Here is an 18,324-nt window from a genome sequence, read left to right on the forward strand (position 1 = left end):
AGGCGCATACGATTTATATGCATTATGAAATGGAATTATACAAGCCCAAATGAATGACCGTCCCATTGAAACAAAGACCAGCATCCATATTGACTGCCGGTCTTTTCGTCTAGTGTTTTTGTTTATAATAAGTAACAGCCAACGCAAGGGCGAGCACTGCGCCTTTTACGATATCCATCGCATAATACGGGACCGACATCATGATTAGTCCGTTTTGCAGGATACCGATCAAGACGGCCCCGATGAACGTTCCAAAAGCATTCGGCTTCCCTGCGCCTAGAACCGATGAACCGATGAAGGCTGCCGCTACCGCATCCATTAAATAGGGAGAACCGGAATTGATTTCCGAAGTCATGACACGGGAAGCAAGGACGATTCCGCCTATGGCGGCAAATAACGCTGAAAGAAGATAGGCAACTACTTTATATTTATTGACCGAGATTCCAGAAAGCCTAGCCGCTTCCTTATTTCCGCCAATGATGTACATATAACGGCCATGCTTCGTATAGGTCAAGAAGATGTGAGTCGCCACTACGATGACTCCCATGATCAGGATAATCCAAGGCACCTGTCCGATTTTGCTGAAAAACGGGCTGATTAGACCTGTAGCGAATGTCCCATCAGGCATTACCATGTTCTGTGAAACCGTCGCTCCTTTTGTATAGGTAAGAGCGAGCCCTTGAATGATGAACATGGTCGCCAATGTCATCAGCATGTCAGGGATCCTTAATTTCACAATCATGAAGGAATTCAATGCGCCCACCACAAGTGAAGCACCAATGGCCGCTATTATCGCAATCACCGTATCCTGGGAAAACCAGACAAACATCGAGATGACGATGGCATTGGCTAATGAAGCAACGGAACCAACCGACAAATCAAAGCCATCGACCGTCAAGGAAATCGTGATTCCAATGGCGATGATGGTCACGATGGAAATGGAACGCAAAATGTTTATAAGATTATTCGTTTGAATGAACGATGGATTCGCAATGGCAAAAACGGCAATCAAGATGATGATTGTCAGGATCGTTCCATATTTATATAAAAACTCGAACAGATCGAGTTTTTTCTTGGCTCTCGCTGTGGGTTTCTCTGTCAAAACCGGAATCGGTGTACTCATCCTATTTGCCTCCTGTTGAGTAGAATAGTAAATCTTCTTCGTTCGTCTTGCTTGTCTCTAGCTCTTTGACCATACTTCCGTCGTATAACACGTAGGTCCGGTTTGTGATCCCCATGATTTCAGTCAATTCGGATGAGGCATATATAATCGCCTTTCCACCCTCAGCTAACTTTGCGATCAGTTCAAAAATATCCTTCTTGGCTCCGACGTCAACGCCCTTTGTCGGCTCATCGAATATGTATACATCCGCATCAGCCATCAGCCACTTTCCGATGGCTACTTTTTGCTGATTACCGCCTGAAAGGTTTTCGACCTTGGCTTCCTCTGAGGGTGTTTTTATCCCGAGAGTCGTAATCAGTTCCTTCGCCTTTTTCTTTTCTGCCTGGCGATTGACAAAACTGAATGCCTTGGTGAATTTCCCGACACTTGCAGCGGTCAGATTTGTTGTAACCGACTCTTGTACGAGAACTCCTTCTTTCCTCCGTTCTTCGGGAACTAATGCTAAACCGCTCTTCACAGCATGATGGGGTGTTTTCAAACTAAGCTTCCTTCCATTCAAAACGACTTCCCCTTTTGTAATGGACGTATGACCAAATAACGTTTTACAAAGCTCCGTTTTACCTGCTCCCACAAGTCCCGCTAAACCGACGATTTCTCCTGCTTTTACATGTAGGCTAATGTTTTTCACCTTACCACCATCGGACAGTCCATTCACTTCAAAAATTACGTCCCCAACCTCCGCATTGACGATGGGAAACTGCTCCTCCATGGACTTTCCAAGCATTTGCTCAATTACTTCATTTTGGGTGATATCCGTGATTTTTTGGCTCTTCACACTCTCCCCATTTCTCATAATCGTAATATCCTCACAAATGCTGAATATCTCGGGAAGACGATGGGAGATGAATATGATGCCAACACCCCTTTGCTTCAACCCATTCACAATGCGGAATAGCTCCGTCGTCTCCGTATGGCTTAACGGTGCAGTCGGCTCATCAAGAATCAGGAATTGACATTCCGTTGAAACGGCCCTTGCTATCAAGACCATTTGCTTTTCAGCCAATGTCAGGTCTCTTACCAGCTTCTTTGAAGAAACAAGGATGTTCATATCAGCCAAGATTGCAGTCGCTTTCCTATGTAATTCGTGCCAATTGATGATCTGTTTTTCCCCCATGTTTTGCACGGTCTCATTAAGCATCACGTTTTCCGCGACTGTTAAATAAGGAATGAGGGCTGTATCCACTTCCTGATACACAATTTGAATGCCAGCCTCCTGTGCAGACTTCGGGGAACGGATATCGTGTACCTTGCCATTCAAAAATATGTCGCCGGAATAATGGACATGAGCCCCTGAAAGAACTTTCATTAATGTCGATTTCCCTGCTCCATTTGCGCCGACCAATGCATGTGCTGTCCCCGACCGCACTGAAAAATTCACTTCATTCAGCGCTTTTACACCCGGAAATTCGATTGATATCTGTTTCATATCTAATTGAATGCCCATGTCCCATCCCCCCATTAAACAGACACTCTCTTTGACATGAAGAGAGTGTCCATCAATTCTGATTGTTACTTCTTATAATGTTCTTTCAATACCTTCATCCATTCTTCCTCAAATTCCGTTGAAACTCCCCAGCCTTTGACAATGCCGGATAGATTGGTCATGTTGACTGATTCCTTGGATGATTGTAACTGTTTTTGTGAAATCAACGAAGCTTCTAAATCATAGCTTTGCGGTGTTTCTTCTCCCGCTAATTTTTTTGCCAAAAGTCTCAAATTCACTGCACCAATCAATTTCGGATCAACCGCTGCCGTATACGACCACGAACTTCCTTTCGTTTGAATCTCCTGAAGATCGGCATTGGAAACATCAATTCCATAGATTTTCACTTCATCCCGCCCTGCTTCTTTAATTGCACGAGCAGCTCCGATAGCGAATGCATCCCAAGTTGCAAAAATTGCGTCAATCTTTCCTTTTGGATATTTATTCAACATCGCAGCAACCGCATTTTGCGTCTGGACCGAAGTATCTGCCGATGCCACCCCGAATCTTTCAACTTCCTTAATGCCAGGGTTTTCTTTTAGCTTATCTTGATACACGGCGTTTCTTCTCACCATTGGTGGGAAACCGTCCACCCAAAGGTATGCAATGTTCGCTTCGCCCTTTTCCTCTTCAATCAATTTATCAAAAGCAAGGGTTGCCAATGCTTCATCGTCTTGTGACGTTACGGTTACACCATCAATCTTCGTTAAATCACTGATGGAATCAAACGTGACTACGCTTTTCCCTGCATCCACCAATTTTTGTACATCATTCACAGTCGCTGCATCATCACCATGGGAAATGATATAGCCATCATAATCTTCCTCAAGTGCCTGGGCGATCGCATCATGGAATTTAGCCGTATCTCCATTCGCCGTATATGTATCCACTTGAAAGCCGAGTGCTTCTCCTTCTTCTTTCGCTCCTGCTAAATATTGGGCCGTGTGATCATCCCCCCCAATCTTACGGATGACTTTAATTTTGGCTCCTTCCCCTTTTGCAAATCGTTCTGGAACATTTTCAAAGGAGACTTTTTCCGTTTTTTTGGCTTCTCCCGTACTTTGTCCTGAAGAACAGCCCGTCAATAGTAATGCCGAAGCAATGACTGAAATGAATGCCCCTTTAAAAAGTGATTTTCTCATTTTAACTCCCCTTTTTTACATTATTCACATCTGTTTTGTTGGTATAAATCTAAAATAAAAACCTCTCTAAAATTAGAGAGGTTTAATCAGCTGATTGGCGGACTTATCCCTCTCTTATCTGTCAAAACATTTCTGTTTTGCAGGATTTAGCACCAATTCCTAAATGGAACGGTTGCTGGGCATCGTAGGGCCAGTCCCTCCGCCACTCTTGATAAGAGAATATAATGTGTTACGTTACGTTTCGTTTCGATAAGTAACACTTTATAGAGATATAGTCGTTAAGTCAATAGTATTTAGAATATTTTAAATGTTTTATTTTCCTTGCAATTTCGCCAGGCGTCTTTTTTCGACTTTTTCAAGACGCTCGAACTGGCGCAACTTCACTTCGAAAAGAGTGATTGGATCACGGTAAACTTCCGGATTTTCTCTCATATGTTCCAAAGCAGCCTGCTGTTCCTTGATTTCGGTTTGCGTTTGTTCGATGTTCTTTTCAAGGATGGCAAATGAATTGCGATAGAACAGGGATATGTCACGTTCCAGGGATTTTTCGAACAAACTAAATTGAGTAAGGAAACGGTCACTGATCATATCGGCAACATCTTGGAAGTCTTCATTTTCCAAGAACTTCTTATATCTATTATACATATTCGCTTTATTTTGAGGTATGGCCCCGAACAGTTTCCCAGCTCCCTTAAGAATCAATTGAGATGGTGTCCTTCTCAGTAAAATATTCACGTTATCAATCCGGATACTGCTTGTCATCCGGTCAGCATCACGACGCCAGTCATCCAGGACCCTGAAGTCCCCGGCAAGTACAATCCGTTCTTCTTTATACAATTCATTGAATCCGGCGCTCATTTCGTCCATGAACTGTTGACTTTGCATAAATTCCAACTGTGATGTAGCGATCCAGTCCTGAAGGGATCGGAAATATTGTGGCATGATTTTGTCTGATATAAAGGCCTGTATCCGATCATTCATTTCCTGATTCAGCTGTATATGGACTTGGCTGAAATCACTATTCTCAGATAATGTTTTAGAGCAATCACGCAACAATTCGGGAATTCTTGTGGAAAGTTCCTTTTTCACTTCTTCTTTAAGTAAACGATAAGATCTGGTTATATTCTCGCTTTTTTCTGTTTCCAAATCAGTCAGCTGATTCGTAGCACCCTTCAGCTTCACTTCCATCTGTTCATTCCATGAAATCGAGTGCTCGCATTTCCGTTCGTTTGCTGCCCGTTTTTCTAAAAGATAGGATAATGTTTTACGAGTAAAAGCAAGCAGCTTCTCCGCTCTCATTTCCTTCCAATTGCTTTCTTGATAGTTTGCATGGAGGAAAACTCCCAAATCCTGTAGCTGTTGTTTGCTGTCATAAAGCTTGGAGTACGCAAATACTTTTGCATTAGGGAAATAGGCATTCACTTTATCCCATGTCTCATCTTCCATCCTGACTGCCACTTGATCGCTGTAAATCGTATCCATTTTATTGAGCAAGAAATGGATGGGAAGCTTTGGAGCCATTTGCTGTATTTCCAATAGCAAATCACGTTCACTGCCAGTAAAAGGTGCCCGTGCATCTAAAACGAACATCACTCCGTCGCTCTCCAGTAGATAATTATGGAAATCAGAATCTACATTCTTCTCTCCATTGAATCCTGGCGTATCTAATAATCGTAGGCGATTATTTCTTAGGTAGTCACTGATGAGCGTAACATCGACAATTGTACCGCGCTGACGGCGAATTTCATCCAATTCCGTTAACTCTTCTACCGATTTACGATCTGTATCGGTAATTTCATAGATTTCTAGGTCATCGCCATCTTTCACGCTAATCAGAGATGAATGGTCTTCCGCCGCAATACTTTCTCCTGCAATGGACTGAATGAAGGATGTCTTGCCATTCCCTGCACTTCCAACAAGAAGCAGGTTGAAATTACTTGTATCCTTGATTCCGTCTACCATCCATTTCAACTTATTACCGACCGATAAATCATTGCTCTCTGCCCATTGGATGATGGAATTGATCAGTTTTTCTCCTGATTCCATTCCGCCTCCCAATCTAGGGGATTTCGCTAGCAAACTTTCCGCATCTTGAACAACAAGTGCACTCACTGTATCCGGGAAAATCTCATTCCATGAAAGGACAGAAGCCGCTGCAAACAACGAAAGCTCCCCATCGGCAATCTTCAGCCAATTTTCAAGCAACCTAGGTACGACAGGGCTTAATTCTTTTACTAAATGTGTACCTTCAAGCAACCCTGCATAAGCATCACGGTAATAGATGGAAAGATCATCCCAAACATCCCCATTGTTTAACTCAATTTCATCAATCAATTTATTGATGACCTTAAGCCATTCAAAGTAAGAATCGGTATATTTATAGTTTTTCCAGAGCGCAACTGTCATTTTCTCAAAACGATTTTGGTCCAGATTGTATAAGGATCTAAGTACTTTTGAGAAGTAATCCGGAGCTGTTGATTGTGCCACCCCCTGCTGGATATACGTTTTCAGTACATCAAACCACATCATGGACTGCGTACGGATACTTTCATTAGCTGCTAAAACAATCGCACTATCCCAATCCTTTTGTGCCTCAAAGAAAGAACGTGCTACTTCTGTGACATTTGGATAATCCGGTTGGAAATCGACCGCTTCCTTCACCACTTTTGAAGCCAAGTCATTTCTTGTTTCTACTATGTATAGTGAAAACAGTTGCAAAAGAACTTCCGTCTTCAACACAGGTTCGCTCGTATTTACACCTTTATAAATATCCTCGGCCGTTGAATACATTTCTAGTTCAAAATAGGCATCAGCAATATTCTTCTTAGCCCACGCAGCAAGATCCCCCTCTATGTTTTCCCATTTAAATATGGCCGCCTCATAATCATGGTGTAGGAAGTACACTTCACCCTGAGCAAACCGAATCGCTGTTAAATCCGATCTTTCCTTTTTTTGTTCCACGAGAAACATTTCTCCCAAGGCTTGAATCGGATGTTTATTTATGTCATCAATCATGGTTTCATAGAACTTTTTGCCAATCAGCTGTTCTTCCATCGTAATTCCCCCGATATATTTCATATTTTCAAGTAAAGGCACCATCAAAGAGGATGACTAAGTTCCTTTAGATAAGAAAATGATCTGTCAAAGCTCCAAATTATTATTTTAACAAAACAATATGGTAACAACATGTCATAACTCTTACAAGTTTAAAACAGAAGCCTCCGTGCTTGTAATGTTTTTAATAAATACGCATAATTACTTACTATTTTCTTAAATTTATGCTTTTATGGATTTTACCAGGAAATAAAGCGTTGCGAGGGATATTTCTCCTACCATTAAATTACCAGAAAATCTGCTCGCAAACTACCTTAAAGTGGTAAAAGTTTTACCTATATAAAAAAGCAGCACCTTTAGTCATGAAGGATACTGCTCTCTGATAAGCATTGAACAGTAATTGTCCTATGACAAATTGGGATTATACCCCTGTACGCTTACGTTGATTATTGGGCTTTTTGGTTAACTGGCTTTTAAGCGGTTTCGTTTTTTTGACAACACCGGTTTCAAGTTTATCTTTACTTGTTTCCGCTTGCTTTTGCGCCAATTTCTGCTTGATTGCATCCGCTAGGCTTACCTTTTTATTTTCAGACATAACATTGTCTCCTTTAGTGTTCTACTTCTATTATAATATAGATGAAGATAGAAAGATAATAGGGAGTATTTACGATTCTTTCGACGTATCGTAAACCCATTTAAATCATACTATAATCTCTAGTTCCAATTTCCTACCACCGAAAAGGTTCCGTCCTATTGACTTAGAATACTGAATTTGCTAAATTATTTTTAGATTATAATATTTGCCTGCATGAAGAACCTAGGATTTAAAGACCAAGTTTAACCTGTCATCAAAAAAAACAAAGATGCAAATCTTACTAATATAGGCTCCGTATGTTACCGTACGTTGACTGAAATGCCGTAACTTCTTTAGAAGCTCGGAATATGGGTGGTAAAGCGAGCACATTACTCGTCCCTCTAAGTAGGGGCGTTTTTTTATTTTCATTGTAATACTTTTTCAACGTCCTTTTAGTCCAGTCAGCAAGTTTTATCAATAGAACGTAAAAAAAGGAGACATCATCATGAAAAAAACAGACATATTATTTATTGGGCTTATGCTTTTCTCCATGTTCTTCGGAGCGGGTAACCTGATTTTCCCCCCATTTTTGGGAGCTTCATCAGGGACTTCCTTCTGGCCGGCCATCGCAGGATTTATCGTCACAGGCGTCGGACTTCCGATTCTAGTACTTGCCGCTGTTTCCCTTGTCAAAGGCGGGGCAGAAACGATTGGGGCGCGTGTACACCCAACTTTCAGCAAGATTTTCATGATTGTCATTTATTTGAGCATCGGTCCCTTTCTTGCCATACCGAGGAATGCTAATGTTGCCTATGAAATGGGGTTCAAACCCTATCTTGGCGACACGATGGGCCAATCGCTCTTTTTGTTCCTATTCACGGTCGTATTCTTCTTGATCGTTTATGCCATTTCGATGAATCCTGAAAAAATGGAAACCATCATGAGCCGCTGGAGCACGCCCACTCTACTATTGTCTATTGTCATCCTTTGTATCGTTGGATTCGTGAAACTTGACGCACCCTTTCAAGCTCCTACAGAAGCCTACGCAACAGGAGCATTCTCGAAGGGATTCATTGAAGGTTATAACACGATGGATGCTCTAGCTGCCCTAGCCTTTGGGATTGTTATTTTGACTTCCATTCAAAAAAGAGGGATATCGGACAGAAAGCAGCTGACCAAGTACACGATAAAGGCAGGAATGGTCACAGCCGTATTTCTCTCTATCGTGTATACATCCCTAGGCTTCATGGGAGCACGCATGGCTGCGAACGGTACATTTGAAAATGGAACCGATATCTTGACTGCCGCTTCCACCCTATTGCTCGGACCAGCTGGAACAACTCTCTTGGGAATCATTTTCCTCTTGGCCTGTATCGCATCCGTCGTAGGATTGACAACAGCCTGTGGACATTATTTTTCCAATCTCATTCCTAAGGCCAGCTACAAAACGGTCGTCCTGATCATCACACTTATCGGGTTCACTCTCTCCAATCTAGGACTGAATCAAATCTTAAAGGTATCCTTACCTTTCCTAGTAATGGCCTACCCTTTAACAATCGTCCTTGTCGCTTTGACGTTCTTCAGCCGCCATTTCAAGAATCCGAAAAAAGTATACAGGAGCGCCATGCTCTTCACTGGCGTCTTTGCCCTAATTGATGGCCTAAGCGCTTTTGAAGTCCCGCTAGGAATCGTGCAAACATTCACCGATGCCCTTCCTCTTTCTGCACATGGAATGGAATGGATTCTACCAGCCTTAGTTGGTACGGTCATTGGCATTATACTTAGCCAAACAGGAAAAGCGGCTCCAGCAGAAGACATGGATATCAAAACCATATAATTACGGGAACAGATGAATCGGTTGATTCATCTGTTTTTTTATGGATATTGAACGTTCTTGAATTATAATATTCGCAGTATACACTGCATATTTTTGGAATTAACCACCCTGTTTTTGGTATGATTAGTAAGAGGAGATGATTAATAAATGTCAAAGCAAACGCGTATTGGTAAAACGGATTTGTATGTGAATCAGATTGGTCTCGGTACGAATGCAATTGGTGGACATAACCTATTTCCTAACCTGAATGAAGATACGGGGAGAAAGGTCCTGCGAACGGCTCTCGAAGAAGGCATTAACTTTTGGGATACAGCTTACATTTACGGTCCGGAACGCTCGGAAGAAATTATCGGGGAAGTGCTGAAGGATACCGGAAAACGTAAGGATGTGGTACTTGCTACGAAAGCAGCCCATAAATTCGTGGATGGTAATGTCGTATTTGATAACTCTCCCGCTTTTCTTAGAGAATCTGTAGAGTCCAGTTTAAAGCGGCTCCAAACCGATTATATTGATTTATTCTACATTCATTTCCCTGATGAGGCTACACCCAAGGATGAGGCTGTCGGGGCTTTAAAGGAATTGAAAGATGCTGGAAAAATCAAGGCCATCGGCGTCTCGAATTTTACATTCGAACAATTGAAAGAAGCGAACAAAGACGGCTATGTCGATGTCTTGCAATCTGAATATAACCTCTTCAAACGTGAGGCCGAACATGACTTACTTCCATATACGGCCGAAAATCAAATATCGTTTATTCCTTATTTCCCGCTTGCATCCGGCCTGCTAGGTGGTAAATATAATGAAAATTCGAAGTTTGACGACATACGAGCGAAAGATCCCCTTTTCCAAGGGCAAGCCTACTCTAGCAACTTGCAAAAAGTCGAGGAGCTCCGTGTAATTGCCAACCGAAAACATGCAGAGGTCGCGGATATCGCCCTTGCCTGGTATTTAACACGCCATTCCATAGATGTGCTGATACCCGGAGCGAAAAAACCAGAACAAGTTACGCGTAACCTAAAAGCATTGGATGTTGACTTAACCATGGATGACATTGCCGAAATCAGTGCCATCTTTGCACAATAATATACGAAAATGCCGTTCAGTTTAATTTGAACGGCTTTTTTTCTATTTTGACTTTATCTTGTGACCTATACATTTTTGGTTTCCCCTTGTTTATTTAGCATGATTTACGTTATCTTTATAGAAGAAAATCTGAATGAAAAGGTGTGCTTTAGTTGAGAATCAATAAATTTATTAGTGAATCTGGGATTACTTCGAGACGAGGCGCAGATAAATGGATTGCCGAAGGTCGAGTGACCATTAACGGGGCCGTCGCCGAACTTGGGAGTCAAGCTGAACCCGGCGATGATGTACGTGTCGATGGCAAACCGATAAAAGTGGAACAGCAGAATGTATACATTGCTCTGAATAAGCCAACAGGCATCACAAGTACGACGGAAAAACATATCAAAGGGAACATTGTTGATTTTGTGAATCATCCATTACGTATTTTCCATGTCGGTCGTCTGGATAAAGACTCAAGTGGTCTGATTCTCCTTACAAATGACGGGGATATCGTGAATGAAATCCTCCGGGCGGAGAACAAACATGAGAAAGAGTATATCGTAACTGTCGATAAGCCGCTTACAGATTCTTTCCTTGAAGAAATGGCATCAGGCGTAGAAATTTTGGATACCAAGACGCTTCCCTGCAAGGTCAAGCCCCTTTCAAGACATACCTTCAACATTACCTTAATGCAAGGGTTGAACCGGCAAATCCGCCGCATGTGTACGGCACTCGGTTATGAAGTCCGTGAACTGCAACGTGTTCGCATCATGAACATCCATTTGGACAGGTTACCCCTTGGACAATGGCGTGACCTGACAAAAGAAGAACTGAAAGAACTATTTGCAGAATTGAATTACACACCAAGAAAGAGATAAACGAAGAGGATGCCTCCGATTTTGGTGGCATCTTTTCTATTTTAATTTGATTTTTCATGCAGATGCTCCAGTCATATATCGGTCTACCTAGTGTTTTATCGGTCATTTTCGCCTTTTTATCGGTCTAATTAAATTTATATCGGTCAAATCAATCACTATATCGGTCTAATTCACTTCATTTGCAAAAACTGGTTTCAAAAATCCCAAAATAAAAAGCAACCCGTTTAGGCTGCTCGTTATCGGTTATACCCACCATAAATCGGTCGGGCTCTCGTTGATCAGGACAGTTTTCAAATTCGTGACGGCTCTTTGGAATCCTTCTTCAATGGACATGAGCGGATCTTCGTGTTCGATGCTTACGACGTAGTCATAGCCGTATCTGCGAAGGGCGCTCATGATGTCGGACCATTCTTGTAGGCTGTGGCCGCAACCGACTGAGCGGAAGTTCCATGCCCGTTCTTGGATGTTGCCGTATGGCTGCATGTCGGTAAGTCCATACATGTTGATGTTGTCTTGTTCCAGGTAGGTGTCTTTAGCATGGAAGTGATAGATGGCTCCTGCTTTCCCAAGAATCTTGATGGCGCCGACTGGTTCAATTCCCTGCCACCACAGATGGCTAGGGTCGAGGTTCGCACCGATGGCGTCCGATGTGGCTTCCCGTAGCTTCAGTAGAGTATATGGTGTATGGACAAGAAATCCTCCATGCAGTTCCAGGCCGATTTTAACATGATGTTCATCCGCAAGTGCAGCGATTTTTTTCCAATATGGAATCAGCTTTTCTTCCCATTGCCATTTCAAGACGTCCGTATATTCATTCGGCCATGGAGCAACCGGCCAATTCGGATATTTGGCACCTTCGTGATCACCTGCGGTACCGGAAAATGTATTCACCACCGGAACATTCATGAGTGCAGCTAACTTAATCGACTTGACGAGATTTTCATCACTTTCTCTTGCCAGTTTTTCGTCTGGAGAGATAGGATTACCATGACAGCTGAAGGCACTGATCGTTAGGCCTCTTGTTTGGATAGCTTCCATGTAGTCCTTCCTTTTTTCTTCACTCTCCAATAATTCATCCAGTGGGCAATGGGCATTGCCTGGATACCCGCCTGTACCGATTTCCACTGTTTTTAATCCAGAGGCTGCCACGTAATCGAGCATTTCCTCAAATGTTTTTTGTCCGAATAGTACTGTAAAAACGCCTAGTTTCACTCGCCTCACCTCACCTTTGCATTAATTGATGCTCATAACCTTTCCGCTAGCGGAACTGTGGTAAATTGCTTCAATGATTTTTGATACTTTCATGGCTTCCGATGGTTTTACCAATGGTTCAGCAAATCCAAGGCAACTATCGATAAAGTTCTCTGCCTGTTGGAGATCCGGTGTATCCTTACCTGGCATCCAAACGGCTTCGCTGTTCAAAAGCATCCCGTGTTTCGCCTGGTTCAATATGAGCGGAAACACATCAAGGCCACCCTGTGTTCCGGATAAACTCAGGACTGTCGCCTCTTCACGAATATTGGCCGCCCATGACGTCTCAAATAACAAAGAAGCTCCATTCGCGAATTTAATATAGGCCGTCGCGTGATCATCCACTTCAAAAACCGAAGCGTCGAAATTTCCCCAGAGATTGACTTGATCAACACCCTTGCTGACATAATTATATGTCGAACCTACGATTTCAATTGGTTCCGGGTCGTCCATCAGCCATAAGGCCAAGTCAAGCAAATGGCAGCCGTAATCGATCACACTTCCTCCACCTTGCAATTCCTTGCTTGTAAATACGCCCCAGCCTGGCACTTTCCGGCGTCGAATCGCCTGTACTCGCGCCACATATGGCTCTCCGATTTCACCGGCCTGAATCATTTTTTTGGCAGCCTGGGCTTCTTTCATGAAACGGTAATGGTAAGCAATGGAAAGCACTTTTCCAGATAATTCGGCAGCGTCGGTTATTGCCTTGCACTCCTCAGTGGTGATGGCCATCGGTTTTTCGCATAAAACATGTACACCGGCCTGCAATGCCGCGATGGATATCTCGGCATGAAACTTATTCGGTGTGGCTATCGTGACTGCATCCACTTCGGCAAACATATCTTCATAATTAGTAAAAACCTTTTCAATATGATGCTGCCTGGCGACATCTCTCGCCTTCATCTCATCAATATCCTGAATTGCATATAGTACTACTTTATCCTGTAATGTTTGGAAAGCTGGAATATGCCTTTTTTGGGCAATACCACCAGCGCCGATGATACCCATTTTTAATTTATACATGATGACTGTTAAACCCCTTTATAAGCGGACGATTTGTCTGGATTCACTTGATTCCATTGCGCCGAGAATGACTTTTAGTGAGTGTAATCCTTCGATTCCTGTGACAAGAGGCACTTCATTGTTTACCACACATTTTATAAAGTGGCTGATTACTCCAGAATCATGCTGTCCGCCAGACTCATTTGTCTGGATGCCCCCTAATTCGAAGTTCTCGGTCTTCCCATCCAAATGATGCATGATTAATGAATATTTCGGGTCATCTTCAAGACGCAACACGCCTTTTTCCGCATAAATGACCGTGGCATTGTCTTCTTTTGCATACGACCAGCTTGCGGTCAGGGTACCAATAATACCGCTTCCCGTTCGCAGGATACACGCCGCACAGTCATCAACATCTGCCTGTTCCTTTGCACTCGTTTCCACAAATGCTCCGACTTCTACAAATTCCTCGCCTAACACATATCGCAGTAAATCTGCTTTATGAACACCTAAGTCGCCCATTGCCCCGATTACTGCTTGATCTTTTTTAAAAAACCAACTGTTCCGTCCATCGACGCTCCACGTTTCAGGCCCCGAATGTCCAAAAGCAGTCCTGAAGCTATAGACCTTTCCGATTTCACCACTTTCAATAAGCTTTTTTGCTTTTTGATGCGAAGGAACAAAACGTTGATTATGGCCAATCATTAATATCTTGCCGCTTTTAGCAGCTGCTTCATTCATTTTTTCTGCATCTTTCAAAGATGTCGCCATAGGCTTTTCACAAAGGACATGTTTCCCGGCTTCTAGGGCTGCAATCGTGATGGGTGCATGCAGGTAATTCGGTGTACATACACTAACTACGTCAATATCCTTATTCTTTAAGAGTTCTATATAATCAGTATATGCTTGTGCGTCATACCTTTGTGCCGCTGCATCCGCCCTGTCTTTCGCAATATCACAAACGGCAATTATGTTAGTTTCCCCATGGGCTTGATATTCCGGAAAATGCCTATTTTGCGCGATACTACCACAGCCAATGACTCCCACATTTACTTTGACCATTCTGCTCTCTCCTTTATTTCATCTCTTAGATGGGATGTTTTCCAACGGTACCGCTTTTCCATAAACCGCATTGTTGTGAGGTCTTGGCTTGACCCACTTGACAGCATTCTTTATCACTCGCTGTATTTCCGGATTATAGTAAGTCGGGTAGGTTTCATGACCGGGCCGGAAATAGAATATCCTCCCTTTACCGCGTTGATACGTACAGCCACTTCTGAATACTTCGCCACCTTCAAACCAGCTGATGAATAGCAATTGATCCGGTGTAGGAATATCAAAGTGTTCCCCGTACATTTCTTCCTTCTCAAGCTCGATATATTCACCGATTCCCTCAACGATCGGGTGAGAAGGATTCACGACCCAAAGCCGTTCCTTTTCATCCGCAACTCGCCATTTCAAATCGCAAGTCGTTCCCATCAATTGTTTGAAGATTTTCGAGAAATGTCCTGAATGAAGGACGATAAGGCCCATACCTTCGAGCACACGTTTATGAACACGCGCAACAATTTCATCCTGCACTTCTTCATGTGCAATGTGCCCCCACCAGAGAAGCACATCCGTTTCCTTTAGGACCTCTTCCGTCAACCCATGCTCTTCTTCGTCGAGAGTGGCCGTGCTAACCTCGACCTGATCATCTTGTAAAAAGTCAGCAATTGCACCATGGATTCCATTTGGATAAATTTCAGCCACTTCTGGTTTCGTTTGTTCATGACGATACTCATTCCATATCAAAACCTTCATCAGCATCTCCTCCATATATTTTGTCGGCGACTTCCTCAGCTTGTTTAACTAATACCTCATATTTTATTACGCAAACGTTTGCGTTAGAAACAATAATAACAATTTAGAATATTAAGTGATTTAATAGTAGTCACCTTTATTGTAAATTTATGTTAGAAAAAATCAAGCTTTAATTGGTAAAAGAATTCTTCTTTTTCTAATTATTTTCTTTTTCAATAGTGGAATGTGACTCCCGCTTCACGATTTTAGTAGGGATTCGGATACTTTTTTCCATCATTTTAGGCTCTGAAATCAAATCGAACACGCATTTTGCTGCTTCATAACCCAATTGATACGTATGAATATCGACCGTGGTTAGCGGTGTACTTAAGAATTCAATGAACTCCGAGTGATTAAAGCATACGACACTGATTTGTTCTGGAACTTTCAAGTTCTTTTCCGCTAACACGCCCAGTAATAGTACACCCAATAAAAGGTCCATAACGATAAAAGCGGTTGGTGCTTGAGGCAGATTCAAGAGTTCCTCAATGGCTTTTATTCCATCGGCCCGATTCAATGGAATCAACTTGATGTTCTCCTCTGGAACTTTTAACTTTGCTTGTTCCATCGCTAGTCGAAATCCGCTTAAACGGGACTGAATCACTTCAAACTCTGGGCTGCCTCCTAAAAAAGCGATTCGTTTATGACCAAGATTGATGACAAACTCCGATAATTCCTTAGCCGCCTGAACATTATCGTTATCAATGAAAGTGATGCCGCTCATGTCGGTCCTTGGCTTACCGATCAATACAAATGGAAAGCTTTGTTGAACTAAATAAGGCACCACTTTGTCATCCTGTTTCGAATACAAAACAATCATGCCGTCCACGCGTCTACCTTGGACCATCTTTATGACATCTTCAAATATGGCTTCTTCCGATTCGCCAGTCGTCAAGGAAAGGCTGTAGCCCTCTTTATTACAAAAATCCCCAATGCCTCGGATCACTTCTGGAAAAAATGGGTTGTACAGCGATTCTCTGGCTGAATTTTTCATGACGATTCCAATGGTCTTTGTGGATTTCGTTACAAGGTTCCGGGCATTTTCATTCATATGATAGCCCATTTCCTTTAATACTTTACGTACCTTACGCTTTGTCTTCTCACTAATGGTCGGACTGTTATGAATAACACGAGATACCGTTGATGGAGCGACATTCGCTTTCTTGGCAACGTCTTTGATTGTTACAGACATTATCATCTACTCCCGTTCATCGCACGAGGCTTATTATTCCCTATATCAAAAAAGTTATTTAACCGCACCGTCAGCGATTCCTTTAATAATTTGCCTTTGAGCAAAAAAGTACGCGATAATGACCGGAATAATCGACAAGGTGAGTCCTGCCAAGGCAAGGTGCCATTGTTTTGTATATTGACCAAAAAAGAAGAATAATTTCAGTGGGATGGTCTCAGAACCCGCACCCCCGATAACTAGCGATGGCAATAGGTAGTCATTCCAGATCCAGATGACGTTCAAAATTCCGACCGTGATCGACATTGGTTTCAATAATGGAAAAATGATATACCAGAATACTTGAAAACGGTTGGCTCCATCGATTTTCGCCGCTTCATCGAGAGTGATCGGTATCCCTTTTAACGTACCGTGATAGAGGAATATCGAGAGGCTACATCCAAAACCCAAGTACATGATGATCAATCCAGTTCGGTTCAACATGCCCATCTGTCCGAATTGGGCAACTAGCGGAATCATCACTGATTGAAAAGGGATAAGCATAGCAGCCACGAACACGAAGAACAGCAAGGAACTGAATTTGCTCTTGTTTCGCGAAAGCGCATAAGCGGCCATCGCTGAAAAGATAATAATAATTCCGACACTGACAACCGATATGAAAATAGAATTAAATAAAGTCCGGAGAAAATCCAATTGTTCAAAGGCTTGAGTGAAGTTTTCAAATGTCCAAGTATCAGGCAAACCTAATGTGTCAGAGAAAATCTCACGTTTCATCTTAAAGGCATTTACGATCATTAGGTAAAAGGGAGTGAGCCATAATAGTGCCAATATGAACCCGATTAAGCCGACGAGCCAAAGTTTCCAGTTCTTTCTCATCACAGTTCAACCTCCCTTTTCTTATTGATATACACCTGTGTCAAAGAAACGACTGCCACGATTACGAAGAAAATCACGGCTTTTGCCTGCGCATAGGCCATATCATTTTCCGTAAAGGCCGATTTAACAATGTTCATCGCGACCATTTCCGTTGAATTGTACGGTGCGCCATTGGTCAATGAAAGGTTTTGATCATATATTTTGAAAGAGTGCGAAAGCGTCAGAAACAAACTAACCGTGAAAGCTGGTGCCACAAGTGGAAAAGTTATATGACGAAAACGTTGAAAGCTATTAGCCCCATCAATTTTGGCCGCTTCAATCAGATCTTCAGGGACTGCCTGTAAATAAGCGATATAAATGATCATGATATACCCTGCCATCTGCCAAGACGTTAGAATGATCAAGCCCCAAAATCCGGTCTCCGTTGTGGATAACCACCCATTGAATGCCTCTATGCCGGTTATATCCCCTATAGCACCAAAGACTTTGATGAAAATGAATTGCCAAATAAATCCTAGGATCAGACCACCAATTAAATTCGGCATAAAGAAGATTGTCCGAAGAAGGTTGCTCGATTTCAGTTTAGATGTCACGATAAGAGCCAGGCTCAAACCTAGAACATTAATGACTACAATTGCTGTTACCGAAAACTTGATGGTGAACCAAAATGTATCAAGGAATCCTTTATCCGAAAATAAATTTATATAATTTTTCAAACCCGTGAAATCCGGGGTCCCAAGACCATTCCAATTCGTGAATGAATAATAAAAGCCGTAAATGAGTGGCACTATCACAACTAAAATGAGTGCAGCTAGAACAGGTGTCAAGAACAACCAATATGCAGCATCTCGATTTCGCATCGAAATCGACCTCCTTAAATAGTGTAAGAAGCAGGTAGTTATTTAGAGGACAAACAACCAATCGACACAAAATAGGCTCGATTGGTTG

General features: G+C 42.4%; 15 protein-coding genes and 1 riboswitch. Of the genes, 3 read left to right on the forward strand and 12 right to left on the reverse strand.

Going from position 1 to position 18,324, the window contains the following annotated elements:
• Nucleotides 1-109: 109 nt before the first annotated feature.
• From ACQKL5_RS09720 to ACQKL5_RS09740, 5 genes are all read right to left on the reverse strand, one after another.
• A complete protein-coding gene (locus ACQKL5_RS09720) occupies nt 110-1,123 on the reverse strand; it encodes an ABC transporter permease (protein ID WP_427608322.1) in 1,014 nt (337 codons plus the stop codon).
• A gap of 1 nt (nt 1,124) precedes the next feature.
• The gene (locus ACQKL5_RS09725) at nt 1,125-2,627 is read right to left on the reverse strand and encodes a sugar ABC transporter ATP-binding protein (RefSeq protein WP_427608324.1); all 1,503 of its coding nucleotides are present in this window, start codon (nt 2,625-2,627) and stop codon (nt 1,125-1,127) included.
• A 65-nt stretch (nt 2,628-2,692) separates the two neighbouring features.
• A complete protein-coding gene (locus ACQKL5_RS09730; RefSeq protein WP_427608325.1) occupies nt 2,693-3,808 on the reverse strand; it encodes a sugar ABC transporter substrate-binding protein in 1,116 nt (371 codons plus the stop codon).
• A gap of 111 nt (nt 3,809-3,919) precedes the next feature.
• A riboswitch (SAM riboswitch) is annotated at nt 3,920-4,026 on the reverse strand.
• A gap of 94 nt (nt 4,027-4,120) precedes the next feature.
• Complete coding sequence (locus ACQKL5_RS09735) at nt 4,121-6,907, reverse strand: dynamin family protein (RefSeq protein WP_427608326.1); 2,787 nt, start codon at nt 6,905-6,907, stop codon at nt 4,121-4,123.
• A 376-nt stretch (nt 6,908-7,283) separates the two neighbouring features.
• Nucleotides 7,284-7,457: a hypothetical protein gene (locus ACQKL5_RS09740; protein ID WP_427608328.1), complete on the reverse strand. Its 174-nt coding sequence runs from the start codon at nt 7,455-7,457 to the stop codon at nt 7,284-7,286.
• 484 nt (nt 7,458-7,941) lie between these two features.
• Between ACQKL5_RS09740 and brnQ the strand changes: the two genes are divergently transcribed.
• From brnQ to rluF, 3 genes are all read left to right on the forward strand, one after another.
• Complete coding sequence (gene brnQ, locus ACQKL5_RS09745) at nt 7,942-9,273, forward strand: branched-chain amino acid transport system II carrier protein (protein ID WP_427608329.1); 1,332 nt, start codon at nt 7,942-7,944, stop codon at nt 9,271-9,273.
• A gap of 147 nt (nt 9,274-9,420) precedes the next feature.
• The gene (locus ACQKL5_RS09750) at nt 9,421-10,356 is read left to right on the forward strand and encodes an aldo/keto reductase (RefSeq protein ID WP_427608331.1); all 936 of its coding nucleotides are present in this window, start codon (nt 9,421-9,423) and stop codon (nt 10,354-10,356) included.
• A gap of 152 nt (nt 10,357-10,508) precedes the next feature.
• A complete protein-coding gene (rluF, locus tag ACQKL5_RS09755) occupies nt 10,509-11,216 on the forward strand; it encodes a 23S rRNA pseudouridine(2604) synthase RluF (protein ID WP_427608332.1) in 708 nt (235 codons plus the stop codon).
• 243 nt (nt 11,217-11,459) lie between these two features.
• On the opposite strand, the gene ACQKL5_RS09760 is transcribed toward rluF, so the two are convergent.
• From ACQKL5_RS09760 to ACQKL5_RS09790, 7 genes are all read right to left on the reverse strand, one after another.
• Nucleotides 11,460-12,428 carry a sugar phosphate isomerase/epimerase family protein gene (locus ACQKL5_RS09760; RefSeq protein ID WP_427608334.1) on the reverse strand — a complete coding sequence of 323 codons (969 nt, stop codon included), beginning with the start codon at nt 12,426-12,428 and terminating at the stop codon, nt 11,460-11,462.
• Nucleotides 12,429-12,449: 21 nt separating this feature from the next.
• On the reverse strand, nt 12,450-13,490 hold the full coding sequence (locus ACQKL5_RS09765; protein WP_402966632.1) for a Gfo/Idh/MocA family protein: 1,041 nt from the start codon (nt 13,488-13,490) through the stop codon (nt 12,450-12,452).
• Between the two features lie 18 nt (nt 13,491-13,508).
• Nucleotides 13,509-14,531 carry a Gfo/Idh/MocA family protein gene (locus tag ACQKL5_RS09770; RefSeq protein ID WP_427608335.1) on the reverse strand — a complete coding sequence of 341 codons (1,023 nt, stop codon included), beginning with the start codon at nt 14,529-14,531 and terminating at the stop codon, nt 13,509-13,511.
• An 18-nt stretch (nt 14,532-14,549) separates the two neighbouring features.
• Nucleotides 14,550-15,272 (reverse strand): ThuA domain-containing protein, encoded by a 723-nt coding sequence (locus tag ACQKL5_RS09775; protein ID WP_427608336.1) that lies wholly within the window; start codon nt 15,270-15,272, stop codon nt 14,550-14,552.
• Nucleotides 15,273-15,468: 196 nt separating this feature from the next.
• On the reverse strand, nt 15,469-16,503 hold the full coding sequence (locus ACQKL5_RS09780) for a LacI family DNA-binding transcriptional regulator (protein ID WP_427608337.1): 1,035 nt from the start codon (nt 16,501-16,503) through the stop codon (nt 15,469-15,471).
• Nucleotides 16,504-16,557: 54 nt separating this feature from the next.
• Entirely contained in the window at nt 16,558-17,376 is an 819-nt protein-coding gene (locus tag ACQKL5_RS09785; RefSeq protein ID WP_427608339.1) for a carbohydrate ABC transporter permease, read from the reverse strand.
• Nucleotides 17,376-18,236, reverse strand: coding sequence for a carbohydrate ABC transporter permease (locus ACQKL5_RS09790; protein WP_427608340.1), 861 nt, complete (start codon nt 18,234-18,236; stop codon nt 17,376-17,378). Before ACQKL5_RS09790 ends, ACQKL5_RS09785 begins: the two co-directional genes overlap by 1 nt.
• Nucleotides 18,237-18,324 lie beyond the last annotated feature (88 nt).

The sequence above is a fragment of the Peribacillus sp. NPDC097675 genome (assembly GCF_050277655.1).
In the GTDB taxonomy this organism is placed as follows: Bacteria; Bacillota; Bacilli; order Bacillales; family DSM-1321; genus Peribacillus.